Annotated in this window: 16 protein-coding genes; 7 read left to right on the top strand and 9 right to left on the bottom strand. The window is 40.7% G+C overall.

Annotation, left to right across the window (positions count from 1 at the left end):
- Window positions 1-226 precede the first annotated feature (226 nt).
- From gluQRS to panC, 5 genes are all read left to right on the top strand, one after another.
- Window positions 227-1111, top strand: coding sequence for a tRNA glutamyl-Q(34) synthetase GluQRS (gene gluQRS / locus OC457_RS02045; protein WP_080174528.1), 885 nt, complete (start codon window positions 227-229; stop codon window positions 1109-1111).
- A gap of 102 nt (window positions 1112-1213) precedes the next feature.
- Window positions 1214-2596 carry a polynucleotide adenylyltransferase PcnB gene (gene pcnB, locus OC457_RS02040; protein WP_235866933.1) on the top strand — a complete coding sequence of 461 codons (1383 nt, stop codon included), beginning with the start codon at window positions 1214-1216 and terminating at the stop codon, window positions 2594-2596.
- Window positions 2593-3078: a 2-amino-4-hydroxy-6-hydroxymethyldihydropteridine diphosphokinase gene (gene folK / locus OC457_RS02035; protein WP_080174526.1), complete on the top strand. Its 486-nt coding sequence runs from the start codon at window positions 2593-2595 to the stop codon at window positions 3076-3078. The genes pcnB and folK overlap by 4 nt, the downstream gene beginning before the upstream one ends.
- A gap of 24 nt (window positions 3079-3102) precedes the next feature.
- Window positions 3103-3897, top strand: coding sequence for a 3-methyl-2-oxobutanoate hydroxymethyltransferase (panB, locus tag OC457_RS02030; protein ID WP_080174525.1), 795 nt, complete (start codon window positions 3103-3105; stop codon window positions 3895-3897).
- 10 nt (window positions 3898-3907) lie between these two features.
- Window positions 3908-4801: a pantoate--beta-alanine ligase gene (gene panC, locus OC457_RS02025; protein WP_080174524.1), complete on the top strand. Its 894-nt coding sequence runs from the start codon at window positions 3908-3910 to the stop codon at window positions 4799-4801.
- Window positions 4802-4906: 105 nt separating this feature from the next.
- Here panC and OC457_RS02020 read toward each other — a convergent pair whose 3' ends face one another.
- On the bottom strand, window positions 4907-5677 hold the full coding sequence (locus tag OC457_RS02020) for an ABC transporter permease (protein ID WP_080174523.1): 771 nt from the start codon (window positions 5675-5677) through the stop codon (window positions 4907-4909).
- Window positions 5677-6612 carry an ABC transporter ATP-binding protein gene (locus tag OC457_RS02015; protein ID WP_080174522.1) on the bottom strand — a complete coding sequence of 312 codons (936 nt, stop codon included), beginning with the start codon at window positions 6610-6612 and terminating at the stop codon, window positions 5677-5679. The genes OC457_RS02020 and OC457_RS02015 overlap by 1 nt, the downstream gene beginning before the upstream one ends.
- Window positions 6613-6730: 118 nt before the next feature.
- Here OC457_RS02015 and can point away from each other — a divergent pair, with 118 nt between their 5' ends.
- Window positions 6731-7414: a carbonate dehydratase gene (can, locus tag OC457_RS02010; protein ID WP_080174521.1), complete on the top strand. Its 684-nt coding sequence runs from the start codon at window positions 6731-6733 to the stop codon at window positions 7412-7414.
- 49 nt (window positions 7415-7463) lie between these two features.
- Here can and hpt read toward each other — a convergent pair whose 3' ends face one another.
- The gene (gene hpt, locus OC457_RS02005) at window positions 7464-7997 is read right to left on the bottom strand and encodes a hypoxanthine phosphoribosyltransferase (RefSeq protein ID WP_080174520.1); all 534 of its coding nucleotides are present in this window, start codon (window positions 7995-7997) and stop codon (window positions 7464-7466) included.
- A 224-nt stretch (window positions 7998-8221) separates the two neighbouring features.
- On the opposite strand from hpt, the gene OC457_RS02000 reads away from it, so the two are divergent.
- A complete protein-coding gene (locus OC457_RS02000) occupies window positions 8222-8833 on the top strand; it encodes a TetR/AcrR family transcriptional regulator (RefSeq protein ID WP_080174519.1) in 612 nt (203 codons plus the stop codon).
- Window positions 8834-8880: 47 nt separating this feature from the next.
- Here the strand turns inward: OC457_RS02000 and OC457_RS01995 are convergent, their stop codons facing one another.
- The 6 genes from OC457_RS01995 to OC457_RS01970 all read right to left on the bottom strand — a co-directional run bounded on the left by OC457_RS01995 (window position 8881) and on the right by OC457_RS01970 (window position 15087).
- A complete protein-coding gene (locus OC457_RS01995) occupies window positions 8881-9921 on the bottom strand; it encodes an ABC transporter ATP-binding protein (RefSeq protein ID WP_080174518.1) in 1041 nt (346 codons plus the stop codon).
- A complete protein-coding gene (locus OC457_RS01990) occupies window positions 9921-11549 on the bottom strand; it encodes an ABC transporter permease (RefSeq protein ID WP_080174517.1) in 1629 nt (542 codons plus the stop codon). Before OC457_RS01990 ends, OC457_RS01995 begins: the two co-directional genes overlap by 1 nt.
- A gap of 170 nt (window positions 11550-11719) precedes the next feature.
- The gene (locus OC457_RS01985; protein WP_080174516.1) at window positions 11720-12733 is read right to left on the bottom strand and encodes a Fe(3+) ABC transporter substrate-binding protein; all 1014 of its coding nucleotides are present in this window, start codon (window positions 12731-12733) and stop codon (window positions 11720-11722) included.
- A gap of 175 nt (window positions 12734-12908) precedes the next feature.
- The gene (locus OC457_RS01980; RefSeq protein WP_080174515.1) at window positions 12909-14138 is read right to left on the bottom strand and encodes an ammonium transporter; all 1230 of its coding nucleotides are present in this window, start codon (window positions 14136-14138) and stop codon (window positions 12909-12911) included.
- A 50-nt stretch (window positions 14139-14188) separates the two neighbouring features.
- Window positions 14189-14527, bottom strand: coding sequence for a P-II family nitrogen regulator (locus OC457_RS01975; RefSeq protein ID WP_080174514.1), 339 nt, complete (start codon window positions 14525-14527; stop codon window positions 14189-14191).
- A gap of 191 nt (window positions 14528-14718) precedes the next feature.
- On the bottom strand, window positions 14719-15087 hold the full coding sequence (locus OC457_RS01970; protein ID WP_080174513.1) for a YacL family protein: 369 nt from the start codon (window positions 15085-15087) through the stop codon (window positions 14719-14721).
- Window positions 15088-15180 lie beyond the last annotated feature (93 nt).

The following is a 15180-nucleotide window of genomic DNA, read 5'->3' as shown; positions in this document are numbered from 1 at the left end:
ATGGTTGTTTACTTACCGATGTCGCACGAGCTCTGCCTTTTAGTCATAACCAAGTGTTATAGATAACTAGGCACCAAACTGAATAGTGCTCTCTTAAGATAGAGAGTCTTATTCAGTTTGGAGGGAATATATCTTGTCATATTTACCCCTGACTCTGGGCGACATTTACGCTGCCGTACCAAGTTAGATAATTATCAATTTGGATTTTATAACCGTTTATTAATGTATGACTAACACGAATCAATATGTCGGTCGTTTTGCACCATCGCCCTCAGGGTTATTGCATTTCGGATCGTTAATTGCTGCACTCGGAAGCTACCTTCAAGCCAAATCTCAGCAAGGAAAATGGGTTGTCAGGATCGAAGATCTTGATCCACCTCGCGAAATGCTAGGGGCTGCTGATGATATTCTGCGCACATTAGAAGCATTTGGCTTCATGTGGGATGGCGATATTATCTACCAGAGCTTGCGTCATGACGCCTATCAGGCTCAAATCGATGCTTGGTTAGCGCAAGGTAATGCATACTATTGTCAGTGTAGTCGAAAAGACATTCAACAAGCGGGCGGCTTTTACCCAGGTACCTGTCGTACCCTCAATCAACGGCACAATAATGGTGCGGTTCGATTACAAGTAGACACACCAATAACCCATTTCGATGACCTGTTACATGGTCGTATCGAATTGCCGTTAGCGTTAGCGCATGAAGATTTTATCATTCGCCGTCGCGATGGCTTATTTGCTTATAATCTTGCTGTAGTGCTAGATGATATCGAACAAGGGATCACCGAAGTTGTACGTGGTGCAGATTTAATTGAGCCGACTGGACGTCAAATAAGTCTTTACCAACAACTAGGGCATCCTGCAGTGAGTTATTTGCACTTACCGCTCGCCATTACTGACAATGGCAATAAATTGTCAAAACAAAACCATGCTCCCGCGATTGATAAACACAATCCTCGGCCAGCATTAATGGCAGCGCTACGCTTTTTAGGCTTTTCGCCACCGGCAGAACTTGTCATAGAAAGCGTAGAACAAATTTTACAGTGGGGCATCACTCATTGGCAGCTTAAACAACTACCAAAGACAACTGCTATCACACTAGCATTCTAAAATCGTCTGCCGTGATATATCATACACGGCTGTTTGTTGAACCATGTGTACAAAATGGGGTGTATTATCTTTAATCGAGTAGCCAACTTTTGCCGTAAAGTATTGAATCGCGACAGTAGTACTCGCGTTCCAGAGGAACAAACTTTGCAAGTTTACCAACGCCCAGAACACGGCATTTCACGAAAAGATATCAGCGAAAATGCGCTGAAAGTACTATATCGTCTAAACAAAGCCGGTTACGACGCTTACCTTGTTGGTGGCGGCGTCCGTGATTTATTGCTTCACAAACAGCCGAAAGACTTCGATATTGCAACCAATGCAACCCCCGAAGAAATTAAAAAACTGTTTCGTAATTGCCGTTTAATTGGCCGTCGTTTTCGTCTTGCGCACATCCTTTTTGGACGTGACATTATTGAAGTAGCTACCTTCCGTGGCCACCATTCAGATACGCCGGTACAAGTTACGCCACCAAAAGATAAGCAAAAACCACAGCTATCTTCTCGCAACGAAGAAGGCATGTTATTGCGGGATAATGTTTATGGCACTGTCGAAGAAGACGCAGAGCGCCGTGACTTTACCATTAATGCGCTTTATTACAGCGTTAAAGACTTCACCGTTACTGACTATGCTAAAGGTATCGAAGATCTCAATAACCGTGTCATTCGATTAATGGGCGATCCAGAAACCCGTTACCGTGAAGATCCAGTTCGAATGCTACGAGCGGTACGCTTTGCCGTTAAGCTTGATATGGATATTGACCCCGTAACAGCGGCACCCATTCGTGAACTCGCACCACTGATGCAAGATATTCCATCAGCACGTTTGTTTGAAGAAAGCCTTAAGTTATTGCAATCAGGTCAAGGTCTAGAAACTTATCGTATGCTGCGTGAATACAACTTATTCCAGCAGTTATTCCCAATTTTATCTGACCATTTCACTGAGAATAACAGCAGCAAAACTGAGAAAATGATCGAGCATATCCTTGCCTCGACAGATAAACGCATGGCTGAAGATAAGCGAGTTAATCCCGCCTTTATTTATGCAGCGATGCTGTGGTATCCAATGATGACACGAGCAGAAGAAGTCTCTTTTGCGAGTGGCTTATCATTCTACGATGCCTTTATGGTTGCAAGTAACGATATTCTTGATGAACAAGTGCGCTCAATTGCCATTCCACGTCGCCATACCACTACAGTTCGCGATATCTGGCAACAACAGTTACGCTTTAGTCGTCGTAGCGGTAAGCGTGCTTTTAAAACTATGGAGCACCCTAAATTTCGAGCTGCTTATGATTTCTTAGAAATGCGTAGCTTGTTTGAAGGCAGCGACATCAAAGAATTAGCTTTATGGTGGAATGAGTTCCAAGACGCCGACTACAACCAACGCGGTCAAATGGTCACTCACATCAATGATGGTGGTACTCGTCGCCCACGTCGTCGTCGCCCACAGCAGCCTCGCCGTAAAAAACCACAAGTTAAATCATGATTCGCGCCTATATTGCTATAGGTAGTAACTTGGGCGATCCTGTCGCCCAAGCTAAAACTGCAATCAAAGCACTACAGCACCTACCAAATACAGATGTTATTAGCGTATCATCGCTGTACAGCAGTACCCCGATGGGACCGCAAAATCAACCTGACTATATAAATGCGGTTGTTGCTATCGACACCACATTAGCTCCGCTTGAGCTGCTAGATCATACTCAAGCAATTGAGCTCGAACAAGGACGTGTTCGCAAAGATGAACGCTGGGGACCAAGGACGTTAGATCTCGATATTATTTTATATGGCGATCTACAGCACCAGTGTGAGCGCCTTACTGTGCCGCACTATGGAATGAAAGTACGGGAGTTCGTACTGTATCCACTTGCCGAAATTAACCCTGCTTTAGTTTTGCCTGATCACACTTCTTTATGCACGTTATTGACTCAGGTTAACCGTAATGGCTTAGCTATTTGGCAAGCATAAATTCATCAGTGCGAGAAAAAAGCTATGAAAAAAATCACTATCAACGATCTTCTAAAATGGAAGCAAGAAGGCCGTAAATTTGCATCAGTAACAGCATATGACGCCAGTTTTGCTCAACTATTTGAGCAGCAGAATATGCCGGTTATGTTAGTCGGTGACTCTTTAGGCATGGTACTCCAAGGCTTAAATGACACTCTACCCGTAACCATTGATGACATTGCTTACCATACGCGTAGTGTTCGTGCAGGCAGTCCTAACTCGCTGCTAATGGCTGACATGCCATTCATGACCTTCGCAACCCCAACACAAGCTTGTGAAAATGCCGCTAAATTAATGCGCGCAGGGGCAAATATGGTCAAAATCGAAGGTGGCGCTTGGGTTGCTGAAACCATTTCAATCCTGACACAACGAGCTGTTCCCGTCTGTGCCCACCTTGGTTTAACACCTCAGTCTGTCAATATTTTTGGCGGTTATAAAGTTCAAGGCCGCAATTTGGATCAAGCTGAGATAATGGTTAAAGATGCCATTACTCTTGCGAAAGCTGGTGCCCAAATTATCGTATTGGAATGTGTTCCAGCAAGCCTTGCTGAACGTATTACCAAGGCAGTAGATGTGCCTGTAATTGGTATCGGTGCGGGTAATGCGACCGATGGCCAAATACTGGTTATGCACGATATGTTTGGTATTTCTGCAAATTATATGCCGAAGTTCTCTAAGAACTTCCTTGCAGAAACAGGAGATATGCGTGCTGCGGTTACTAAATACATTGAGGATGTTGAGTCTGGTGCATTTCCAGAATCTCAGCATACCTTTGAATAAGGAATAAGAGATGCAAACATTCGCCGAGATTGCCCAGTTAAGAGAGCAAATTACGACGTGGCGCCGCGCAGGCCGTCGAATTGCCTTTGTTCCAACCATGGGTAACTTACATGAAGGTCATCTTACGTTAATGCGTAAAGCACGTAAGCATGCTGATGTTGTTGTTGCGAGTATTTTTGTTAATCCAATGCAGTTTGAAAAAACTGAAGATTTAACCAATTATCCACGCACACTTGAGCAAGATATTGCTAAATTACAACAGCAAAACATGGTTGATGTGGTTTTTACTCCAACCGCTGAAAGCATGTATCCAGCCGGTGTTAATAATCGAACGTTTATCGACGTTCCTGGATTATCGACCATTTTAGAAGGCGAATTACGTCCCGGTCATTTCCGTGGCGTAGCAACCATCGTTAATAAATTATTTAATATCGTCCAACCAGATGTGGCTTGTTTTGGTGAGAAAGATTACCAACAATTGGCGCTTATTCGTCAAATGGTGATTGATCTAGCGATGGATATTAAAATTGTTGGTGTACCAACAGTTCGTGAAATGGATGGCTTAGCCATGAGTTCACGTAACGGTAATCTTACCGTTGACGAACGCCAACGTGCACCTGTTTTAGCCCGCACTATGCGTTGGATCAGCAGTCAAATGCGTGGTGGTCGTAATGACTATGACGAATTAATTGTTGATGCTAACGATCAATTACGTGCTGCTGGCCTGCAACCGGATAAAAGCTTTATTCGTGATGCAGTAACCTTATTACCTATCACTGACACCACTCAACAAGCCGTTATTTTAATGTCAGCTCAACTGGGTAAAGCACGTTTAATCGATAATCAAGTTGTCGATTTATCTCCTGCTGTGGCTGTTGAAGAAGATGTCGCTGAAGCTAATTAATCGCTAAATGCCAACTAAAAAAATACCGCCCGTTAACCATTAACGCGCGGTATTTTTTTTAGTATCAATGTCGATTGTCCGTTATCTTATCAGACATAAAATAACTCATGAACGTAAACCAATACCACGCGAAATCAAATAATAAGCAACACTATATAGCGCAACAACAAACACACTTAATACTGCAAATGACGTTCCAATACCCACATCAGACACCCCTAGAAAGCCATAGCGGAAAGCATTAACCATATATACAATCGGGTTAACCTTTGACACCATTTGCCATACTTCTGGCAGCAAATTAATCGAATAAAATACGCCACCTAAATATGTCAGAGGGGTTAATACGAAGGTTGGAATAATACTAATATCGTCAAAGGTGCGGGCAAAAATAGCGTTAATTAATCCCCCCAACGAGAACACAATTGAGGTCATAACAACAGTTGCAATGATCACCCATAAATGCGCGATATTGAGTGACACAAACAATAAAGACACCACAGAAACAATCAGACCGACCCCTAATCCTCGCAACACACCACCACCGACATAACCGGCAATAATAATATAATTAGGCACAGGTGCGACTAATAACTCTTCAATATTATGTTGAAATTTGGCACTAAAAAATGAAGAAGCAACATTAGAATAAGAGTTTGTGATCACCGACATCATGATAAGTCCCGGCACGATGTATTCCATGTAGCTAAAGCCTTCCATGTCACCAATACGCTGACCAATCAAATTACCAAAAATAATAAAATATAATGTCATCGTAATCGCAGGTGGAACTAATGTTTGTACCCAGATCCGTGTAAAACGGTGAATCTCTTTGCTAATTAAACTTTTAAATGCAATCCAATATTGTTTTTTCATTATTGATTATCTGCCACTACTGGTTGTTGATCTTTATTGACTAAATTCACAAACAACTCTTCTAAACGATTACTCTTATTTCGCATTGAACGCACCACAATACCTTGGGCTGTTAAGGCGCTAAAGATACGATTTAAGTCATCACCTTTTTTGAGATCAACTTCAAGCGTACTACTATCAATTAATCGACACTCACCAACCGTTAATGTAGGAACATCCGTCACTGCATCAATATCTAAAATAAAGATTTCTGATTCAATCTGGCTTAATAAGGCTTTCATTGAAGTATGCTCAACCAACTCGCCATGATTAATAATACCGATATTGCGGCACAACATTTCAGCTTCTTCAAGGTAATGGGTGGTTAAAATAATAGTCACGCCTTCACGATTAATGCGTTGTAAAAAAGTCCACATAGAACGGCGTAATTCAATATCAACCCCGGCGGTGGGCTCATCTAAAATCAATAATTTCGGCTCATGCATTAATGCCCGTGCAATCATTAAGCGACGTTTCATACCACCAGAAAGATTACGGGCACGATCATGACGTTTACCCCATAAATCTAATTGGGTTAAATATTTTTGAGCGCGTTGTTTCGCAAGTGTGCGCTCCACCCCATAAAAACCCGCTTGATTAATAACAATCTGCTCGACTGTTTCAAACGGGTTAAAGTTAAATTCTTGCGGCACTAAGCCAAGTTGATTTTTAGCATCGACTTTTTGAGTATCTAAATCATAGCCAAAAATACTGACTGAACCTGAGGTTTTATTGACTAGCGAACTAATAATACCAATCGTGGTCGACTTACCCGCACCATTAGGTCCTAACAACGCAAAAAAATCCCCTTTTTGAACATTTAAGCTCATATTTTTCAGCGCCTTGACGCCGCCTTTGTAAGTTTTACTTACATTTTTTATTTCTAAAGCATTCATTATATGCGAACTTTCTGTTAAATATTTATAGGCTAGTGACAAAACGCTAACAACTAATCCGATTTGCTATCAGCGTAGCTTGTGTATAGTAAGGAACATATTAATATAAGGCATTATCATGGCAGATATAAAGCAGCTCTTCGCAAACAACCTTTCATGGTCAGAAAACATTAAGGATGAAGATCCTGAATTTTTCTCTCACCTCGCAGAGGCGCAGCACCCACAATACCTTTGGATTGGCTGTTCTGACAGTCGAGTACCCGCTGAACGCCTTACCGGTTTAACCTCAGGTGAACTGTTTGTACACCGTAATGTGGCTAACCAAGTTATTCATACCGACTTAAACTGTTTATCTGTAGTTCAGTATGCCGTTGATGTACTGAAGGTTAAACATATCATCATTTGTGGCCACTATGGCTGTGGTGGTGTGACTGCGGCAATAGAAAATCCGCCACTAGGTCTTATTAATAATTGGTTATTACACATTCGCGATCTTTACCTTAAACATCGCTCAGACCTTGGTAGCCTACCACGTGAAAAATGGGATGATAAATTATGTGAGATTAACGTCGCTTCACAAGTTTACCATCTTGGTAATTCTACTATCATGCAACAAGCATGGGAGCGTGGCCAAGAAGTTAAAATTCATGGTTGGATTTATGGTACCAGTAACGGCATTCTAAAAGACTTAGGCGTTACCGCGACCAGTCGTGAAGGACTTGAAATCGCTTATCAAGCAGCAATGTCATCATTATTACCGCCGTTTGAAGCGCAATTAAAGCAGCTAGAAAATAATAAATAACAGCCATAAAAAAAAGCGACCACCTGATGAGGTCGTCGCTTTTTTATTTTTATTCTTCCTCTGGAATAACTTTACCGATGAACGGTAAGTGACGGTATTTTTGTGCGTAATCAATACCCACACCAACCACAAATTCATCTGGAATAATAAAGCCGTACCAATCAACTTTTACTTCAACTTCACGACGTTCAGGCTTATCAAGTAGCGTACAGATACTGATAGATTTAGGGCCGCGTAATGATAAAATCTCGCACACCTTACTTAAGGTATTACCGGTATCAATAATATCTTCTACCAATAACACATCTTTACCTTTGATATCGTCATCTAAGTCTTTAAGAATACGAACATCACGGCTACTTTCCATGGTATTGCCATAGCTTGAAGCTGTCATGAAATCAACTTCATGTGGAATTTCAATCGCACGAGCCAAATCTGCCATAAAGACAAATGACCCACGTAATAAGCCAACCATGACTAAGTCTGTAGAGTCTTTGTAATGCTCTGTGATCTGCTTACCTAACTCTTTGATACGTTCCTGAACATCCTGCTCAGAAATCATTACTTCGATAGTGTGCTTCATTTTATTCTCCATCAACGCGACCACGTTAGCCGGCTGGGCTATATATTCCAAAGGCCATTATTGTAGCATTCATTCATGTTAAGCGTTATTTAATCAATAGTGTCCAAAATCCGAAACACTTATTGATAGTTCAGTTTGAATCGGCGTGATTGCTGTTGTAGTGTTTGTGTATAAAAAATAAACACAAATGAAAAAATACACACAGGGTTAGGGAATTAATAATTATGGATACGATTACCAAAAAACCACGTACACGCTTGTCTCCTGAAAAAAGAAAACAACAATTACTTGATTACTCAATTGAAGTTTTTTCGCGCCGTGGTATTGGCCGCGCAGGTCATGCTGATATTGCTGAAATGGCTAATGTTTCGGTTGCAACTGTTTTTAACTATTTTCCAACTAGAGAAGCACTAGTTGAACAAGTATTAATGGAAGTTGCCACCCAATTTAATGATTTACTGACTGAATGTATTGGTGCGCCCAATAAAGCCTTACATGCACGCTTAACCTGCATCAGCAATAACTTAATTGATACCGTCTTAGAGCAGCAAGATTGGATCAAAGTCTGGTTTGAATGGAGTACATCAGTACGTGATGATGTTTGGCCACAATTTATTGAAAGCAATCAAAAAAATCTTAAGCAAGTGCAAAAAGCATTTACTCAAGCAATCGAGAATGGCGAAATTAATTCAGTTCAAACTCCAGAGAACTTAGCTAAGATGTTACATGGCATGTGTTATGTGATTTACATGCAAGCGAATCAACACCCAGATCAAGATATCCTGCGTGAGCAAGCTCAAATTTATCTACAAGTTCTGACTCAGAAAACTAAATAAACACTAACGAAAACAATCAAGGCTTGTATTTACAAGCCTTGATCTATTTATACTTGATCAAATATAACCGCGGCATGTGGCGTCACATCAACCGTTACTCGCTGACCAATATTTAATAATAAATTAGAATTAACCACTAATTTATGCCCTTCAAATTCAACAATGTACCGACAGCTATCCCCCATAAATTGCTGCTCGATAATCACGGCTTTACCCTCCATTTCCGGCGTAACAATCAAATGTTGTGGTCGCAATAACCAATCAACATTCGTCGTTGTTGCTGCGTATTTTTGCTGCGCAACTAACGCTAATTCACCAAACGGGGTTTCTAACTGATGGGAGGCTATTACTGTCGCCGGTAAATATGAGCCAACACCTAAAAATTCAGCGACAAAACGACTACTTGGCTGATAATAAAGCTCAGTTGCTGTCCCAAATTGCTCAATCACACCATGATTCATTACCGCCATTTTATCGGCAAACGCAAACGCCTCTTCTCTACTATGGGTAACAAAAATAGCGGTAACACCCTGATCTTTAAATATTTTGCGAATATCACGAATCAAGCTATGGCGTACTTGAGTATCAATATTAGAAAACGGTTCATCCAATAGAATTAAATCAGGCTCATTGGCTAACGCGCGGGCAATTGCCACTCGTTGTTGTTGCCCGCCTGATAATTGATGCGGATAACGATCATCAAGTTCGGTTAAATGGACTAGCGCTAACATCTGTTGAATTTTTGCGGCCACACGCGGTTGATCCCAATGGCGGAGACCAAACGCTATATTTTCAGCCACGGTTAAATGCGGGAACAATGCATAATCTTGAAAAATCATTCCAATATTACGTTGCTCTGGAGGCAAACATAATTGTTGATCGACAATAACACGATCATTAATCGCCATAGAGCCTTGCGTCAGCGGTAATAAACCAGCAATAGCTTTTAATAATGTGGTTTTTCCACAACCACTAGCGCCAAGCAAACATACGATTTCTCCTCGCTCAACCGCTAGCGATAAATCTTGTAATATCGGCTGACCGTGGTAACAACACGTTAGATCCGTGACAGATAATGCATGTTTCATCAATGTTTTTGCTCCAAAGAACGATTAACCATAACCAGAGGAATCAAGCCTACAATAACAAGTAAAATAGCCGGTAGTGCCGCCACTTCTAACTGCTCATCAGAAGCAAAGTTAAACACATAAGTCGCCAAGGTTTCAAAATTAAACGGTCGTAATAATATTGCGGCATTCAATTCTTTCATTGATTCAATAAACACCAATAAACCGGCAATTAAGCAGCCTCGACGAATCAGGGGTAAATGCACTTTTCGTAACATTGCGGTCGATGCATAACCCATGGTTTTTGCAGCCATATCTAATGATGGCGGAATTTTAACTAAACTACTTTCAACACTGCCAATCGCTACTGCAGCAAAGCGCACCACAAACGCAAAAATAATCGCGAACATTGATCCTGAAAAAATCAGTCCAGGTCGACCAAGATCTAAACTGCGAGCGATATCATTGACTAAGTGATCAGCGCTAGTTAAAGGGATCATCACTCCAATCGCCAATACCGTACCAGGTACTGCATAACCTAATGAGGCAAGCCGCATCGGTACAGTACTGATACTACGACCATCTAAACGTTGATAAAAATTCACCATTAATGCTAAACAGACCGCAAATATAGCGGCAGCCAATGACACCATTAAGCTGTTAAAACTGTAAGTCTTAAATTGCTCAGTCCAACTTTGATCAAAATAATCAATCGCGTAATAACCTAATTGCAGCATCGGTAAAATAAACGCACAGCCAACTAATCCCCAACACCAACTAACAGCGAGCCATTTTTTCCAACCTGTAAGTCGGTATTTAATACGGCTATCGTTACCACATTGCTGCTGAAACATTTTTTGTTTACGGCGACTAAAACGCTCACTACTGATCAATAAAAAAATCACCAGTAACATAATCGCAGAAATTTTAGCGGCAGCATTAAGATTGGAGTAGCCAAGCCAAGTATCGTATACCGCGGTGGTAAGGGTATTGAGGGCGAAATAACTCACAGTACCAAAATCACCCAATGCCTCCATCGCCACTAATGACACTCCAACCGCAATTGCTGGACGGGCTAATGGTAGAGAAATACGACGAAAACTTTGCCAAGGTGAACAGCCAAGTAAACGTGCAGATTGGAGCAAATTATTACTTTGTTCCATAAAAGCCGCACGGACTAATAAATACACATAGGGATAAAGCACTAAAGCAAGTACAAAACATGCGCCCCATAAAGAGCGTAAATCAGGAAACCAATAATCGCTAACATGTTGCCAACCAAAGACATCACGCAACCAAATTTGAATTGGACCTGCATAATCAAACCAATGAGTATAAAGATAACCAACAATATAGCCGGGCATGGCAAGAGGTAAAATAAGTGCCCATTGAAGTATTTTTTCACCGGGTAAACGGCACATTGCCATTAACCACGCGCAAGGAAGCCCAAACACTAGCGTCAGTAATACTGTACCAACCACCAGTCCTAGAGTATTTAAAGCATAGGTAGACATCACCGTATTCATCAAGTGCGAGAACACTTGATCAGAATTACCCATAGCGGTAATAAATATAGCGATGATAGGCAACACTAACAGCGATCCTAACAACCAACTGTTTATTCGCCAAAATAAAAACTTTTCTTTCATTTACTACTACTTAGTACGTTTTTTCAATATATTTAAGCCTGCAACATCAGGCCACTTTGTCAGTAAATACATCACTGTAAGCAAGCATGAGAAACTACCACAACTTATTGCAAAAGAGACTAAGCTAAACTGAAAAATGGGGCTTTATACCCCATTTATTTTGTAACTAATTACAGATCAAACTTCACTTCATCTAATAGTTTGATTGCTGCTTGATGATATTGTGCCACTTGATCAAGTGATACATCATCGGCTTTAAATTCACCCCATGATGCCACCAACTCTGAACGTTTAACGCCAACTTTAACAGGGTATTCATAGTTCACTTCGGCATACATTTGCTGTGCCGTCGTTGCCGTTAAGAATTCCATTAACTTAAGTGCGTTATCTTTGTTAGGGGCGTACTTCGCCATTGCCATACCGCTGACATTAACGTGAGTACCATTACCTTGTTGACCTGGGAAATTAATTTCAACTGCTTCAGCCCATGCTTTTTGGTTTGGATCATTCACCATTTTGCCAAGGTAGTAACTATTGCCGATCGCAATATCACATAAGCCTTCTTTTACCGCTTGTACTTGACCGCGATCATTACCTTGCGGCTTACGCGCTAAGTTGGCTTTTACGCCTTCTAGCCATGTTTTTGTTTCAGCTTCACCGTTATGGGCAATCATTGCTGATACTAATGAAACATTGTATGGGTGCTTACCAGAGCGAGTACAAAGTTTACCTTTCCACTCAGGTTTTGCTAAATCACTGTAATCAAAAGAAGTAGGTAATTTACCGACGCGATCTTTTGATGAATATACATTACGAGAACGCAATGTTAGTGCAAACCACTCGTCTTCATTATCACGAAATTGTGCCGGAATGTTAGCATCAATGATTTTGCTATCTACTGGCTGAACTAGCTTCTTATCAGACAATTCAACGAGACGACTAATATCTGTCGTTAATACCACGTCAGCTGGGCTGTATTCACCTTCTTGCTGTAATTTTTCAGCAATACCCGCTTTAGCAAACTTAACGTTAACTTTAATTCCCGTTTCTTTAGTGAACTCATTAAACATTGGTTCAACAAGGAAAGGCTGACGGTACGAGTAGACATTGACTTCTTCAGCAGCAGTAGCGACTTGAGGCGCAGCTAAACCAAATAGAACTGCTGTAGCTAAAAGTTTCTTCATTGCTAAATCCCTTAATGCAAAATGTAATGATAACGTTTCTCAATTAGATTAATGCAGATTATACGTTTTTCGGTTTCGAACACAATCTAGCTGCAACATTTCATTACAAAAAAACGCCATCGTTAACGATGGCGTTTTTTAATACTTTAATAGCAATAAAATAATCTTAAATTTACTATTTCACACTAACAAATTCAGGATAGGCATCAACACCACAATCATGAGAGTCCATCCCTTCTAACTCTTCATCTTCACTAACACGAATACCAATCGTGAATTTTAAAATAGTCCATACCACTAAACTTGCACCAAATACCCATCCAAAGATAACAGCAGCACCAAATAACTGAGTGATAAATAATGCGTCAGGATTCGTTAACGGCACCATCATTAAGCCAAATAAACCACACACTCCGTGAACTGAAATCGCACCAACAGGATCATCAATCTTAACTTTATCGAAACCAATAATACTAAACACCACCAATGCTCCAGCAATACTACCAATAGCAACTGCAGCTAACGGTGATGGTGATAATGGATCAGCAGTGATTGCAACCAATCCCGCTAGTGCACCATTAAGAATCATGGTTAAATCTGCCTTACCCCACATCATTTTACATACGGCAAGTGCAATAATTGCTCCCGCAGCGGCTGCAGCATTTGTATTTAAGAATATTTGACCTACAGCTGTCGCATTCTCAAAATCAGATAACATTAACTGTGAGCCACCGTTAAACCCAAACCAGCCAAACCATAAAATAAACGTACCCACCGTCGCTAATGGCATATTTGACCCTGGAATCGGATGTACTTCACCATTTTTACCGTATTTACCTTTTCGAGCGCCAAGTAATAACACTCCCGCTAATGCCGCAGCAGCACCAGCCATATGCACAATACCAGAACCTGCAAAGTCACTAAAACCGGCTTCAGCAAGAAAACCACCGCCCCATGTCCAGTAACCTTCAATGGGATAAATTAGCCCTGTTAATACCACTGAAAATAATAAAAATGACCATAATTTCATTCGCTCAGCAACCGCACCTGATACCACTGACATTGCAGTAGCAACGAAGACAACCTGAAAAAAGAAATCGGATTCTAAAGAGTGATCGGCATCTTCAGCTTGAGTACCAATCAGCGACCCAAATGACGGTAACCAGCCACCAGCACTATTATCGACATACATAATGTTATAGCCGACTAATAAAAAGGTGGTACATGCAATGGCGTATAAACAAAAATTCTTAGTTAATATTTCAGTAGTATTCTTTGAACGTACAAGGCCTGCTTCTAACATCGCAAAACCTGCCGCCATCCACATAACTAATGCACCGGAAATCAAAAAGAAAAATGTATCGAGCGCATAACGTAATTCAATGACTGTCGTTGATAATTCCATGGTTATTTTCCCTTATACCTAATTGTTATGATCCTATTTTCATGCTGTAACTAAAGCGCCTCTCTGTCTAGCTCTCCTGTTCGAATACGTACTGCATGTTCAAGATCATAGACAAATATTTTGCCATCACCGATTTTTCCTGTTTGAGCAGCCTTACTGATAGCATCGATAATATCATCCAAATTTTCGGCTTGAGTTGCGATTTCTAATTTTACTTTTGGCAGAAAATCCACCTGATATTCCGCGCCACGATACAATTCGGTATGGCCTTTTTGACGCCCAAACCCTTTCACTTCTGATATTGTCATTCCCTCAACACCAACATTGGCTAATGCTTCGCGAACATCATCTAATTTAAATGGTTTAATAATCGCATTAATTATTTTCATGATTAGTTCCTTAACCTTAATCTACTTTCCTATTATGGTTAAACAACAAACAATCATCATGCCAACTATTTAAGATACTGTTTAATAAAGAAATTAAAAACAAACCTGCCTTAAACGAAAAAAGGCTGCACCTAGATGGTGCAGCCTTTTCACTGTAATGTAGCATTTAATGATGTCGAATAAATAATCAATTAAAAGCGAATAACAAACGCTCGCCAAGCCGCTAATGCTTGGGCTAAATCTTCAAAACCACATACTGACATGCTTTCTTCATCATAAAAATGCAGATCTTCATCAAAATCTTCATCTTCTTCTGAAAACAGACAATTAGCTTGAACTAAAGCTTCATTATCTTGCAAGCATAACGTTAGCTCTTCACCCGTTAATCGCCATTCTTTGGTGCTATTTTTCAATGCACTAAGTTGAGCGATTACCATATCTATTTTATCGACATCCTTGCCAAGCTCGTCAATGATCCAATGGCCTAATACTTCATGACCCATTGAAAAAATGGCATGATAACTACCGTCCAAGGTATTTTTTTTAAATTCGTAATCCATACCTTAAGTACCCCATCTCTGATCATCTTAGTTGTTAACTGCTACACTGCAGCAGAATGCGCTTAGCGCCCATTGTCAGGATCTCCCACTAAA

The organism is Photobacterium toruni, assembly GCF_024529955.1.
Classification (GTDB): domain Bacteria; phylum Pseudomonadota; class Gammaproteobacteria; order Enterobacterales; family Vibrionaceae; genus Photobacterium; species Photobacterium toruni.
Note: the sequence above shows the minus strand (reverse complement) of the source record. Positions and strands in the feature narration are given on the sequence as shown.

Excerpts from the sequence above, each read along its gene's own strand:
- gluQRS (WP_080174528.1), top strand. The coding sequence starts at position 227 with ATGACTAACACGAATCAATATGTCGGTCGTTTTGCACCATCGCCCTCA.
- folK (WP_080174526.1), top strand. The coding sequence starts at position 2,593 with ATGATTCGCGCCTATATTGCTATAGGTAGTAACTTGGGCGATCCTGTC.
- panB (WP_080174525.1), top strand. The coding sequence starts at position 3,103 with ATGAAAAAAATCACTATCAACGATCTTCTAAAATGGAAGCAAGAAGGC.
- panC (WP_080174524.1), top strand. The coding sequence starts at position 3,908 with ATGCAAACATTCGCCGAGATTGCCCAGTTAAGAGAGCAAATTACGACG.
- OC457_RS02020 (WP_080174523.1), bottom strand. The coding sequence starts at position 5,677 with ATGAAAAAACAATATTGGATTGCATTTAAAAGTTTAATTAGCAAAGAG.
- OC457_RS02015 (WP_080174522.1), bottom strand. The coding sequence starts at position 6,612 with ATGAATGCTTTAGAAATAAAAAATGTAAGTAAAACTTACAAAGGCGGC.
- can (WP_080174521.1), top strand. The coding sequence starts at position 6,731 with ATGGCAGATATAAAGCAGCTCTTCGCAAACAACCTTTCATGGTCAGAA.
- hpt (WP_080174520.1), bottom strand. The coding sequence starts at position 7,997 with ATGAAGCACACTATCGAAGTAATGATTTCTGAGCAGGATGTTCAGGAA.
- OC457_RS02000 (WP_080174519.1), top strand. The coding sequence starts at position 8,222 with ATGGATACGATTACCAAAAAACCACGTACACGCTTGTCTCCTGAAAAA.
- OC457_RS01995 (WP_080174518.1), bottom strand. The coding sequence starts at position 9,921 with ATGAAACATGCATTATCTGTCACGGATCTAACGTGTTGTTACCACGGT.
- OC457_RS01990 (WP_080174517.1), bottom strand. The coding sequence starts at position 11,549 with ATGAAAGAAAAGTTTTTATTTTGGCGAATAAACAGTTGGTTGTTAGGA.
- OC457_RS01985 (WP_080174516.1), bottom strand. The coding sequence starts at position 12,733 with ATGAAGAAACTTTTAGCTACAGCAGTTCTATTTGGTTTAGCTGCGCCT.
- OC457_RS01980 (WP_080174515.1), bottom strand. The coding sequence starts at position 14,138 with ATGGAATTATCAACGACAGTCATTGAATTACGTTATGCGCTCGATACA.
- OC457_RS01975 (WP_080174514.1), bottom strand. The coding sequence starts at position 14,527 with ATGAAAATAATTAATGCGATTATTAAACCATTTAAATTAGATGATGTT.
- OC457_RS01970 (WP_080174513.1), bottom strand. The coding sequence starts at position 15,087 with ATGGATTACGAATTTAAAAAAAATACCTTGGACGGTAGTTATCATGCC.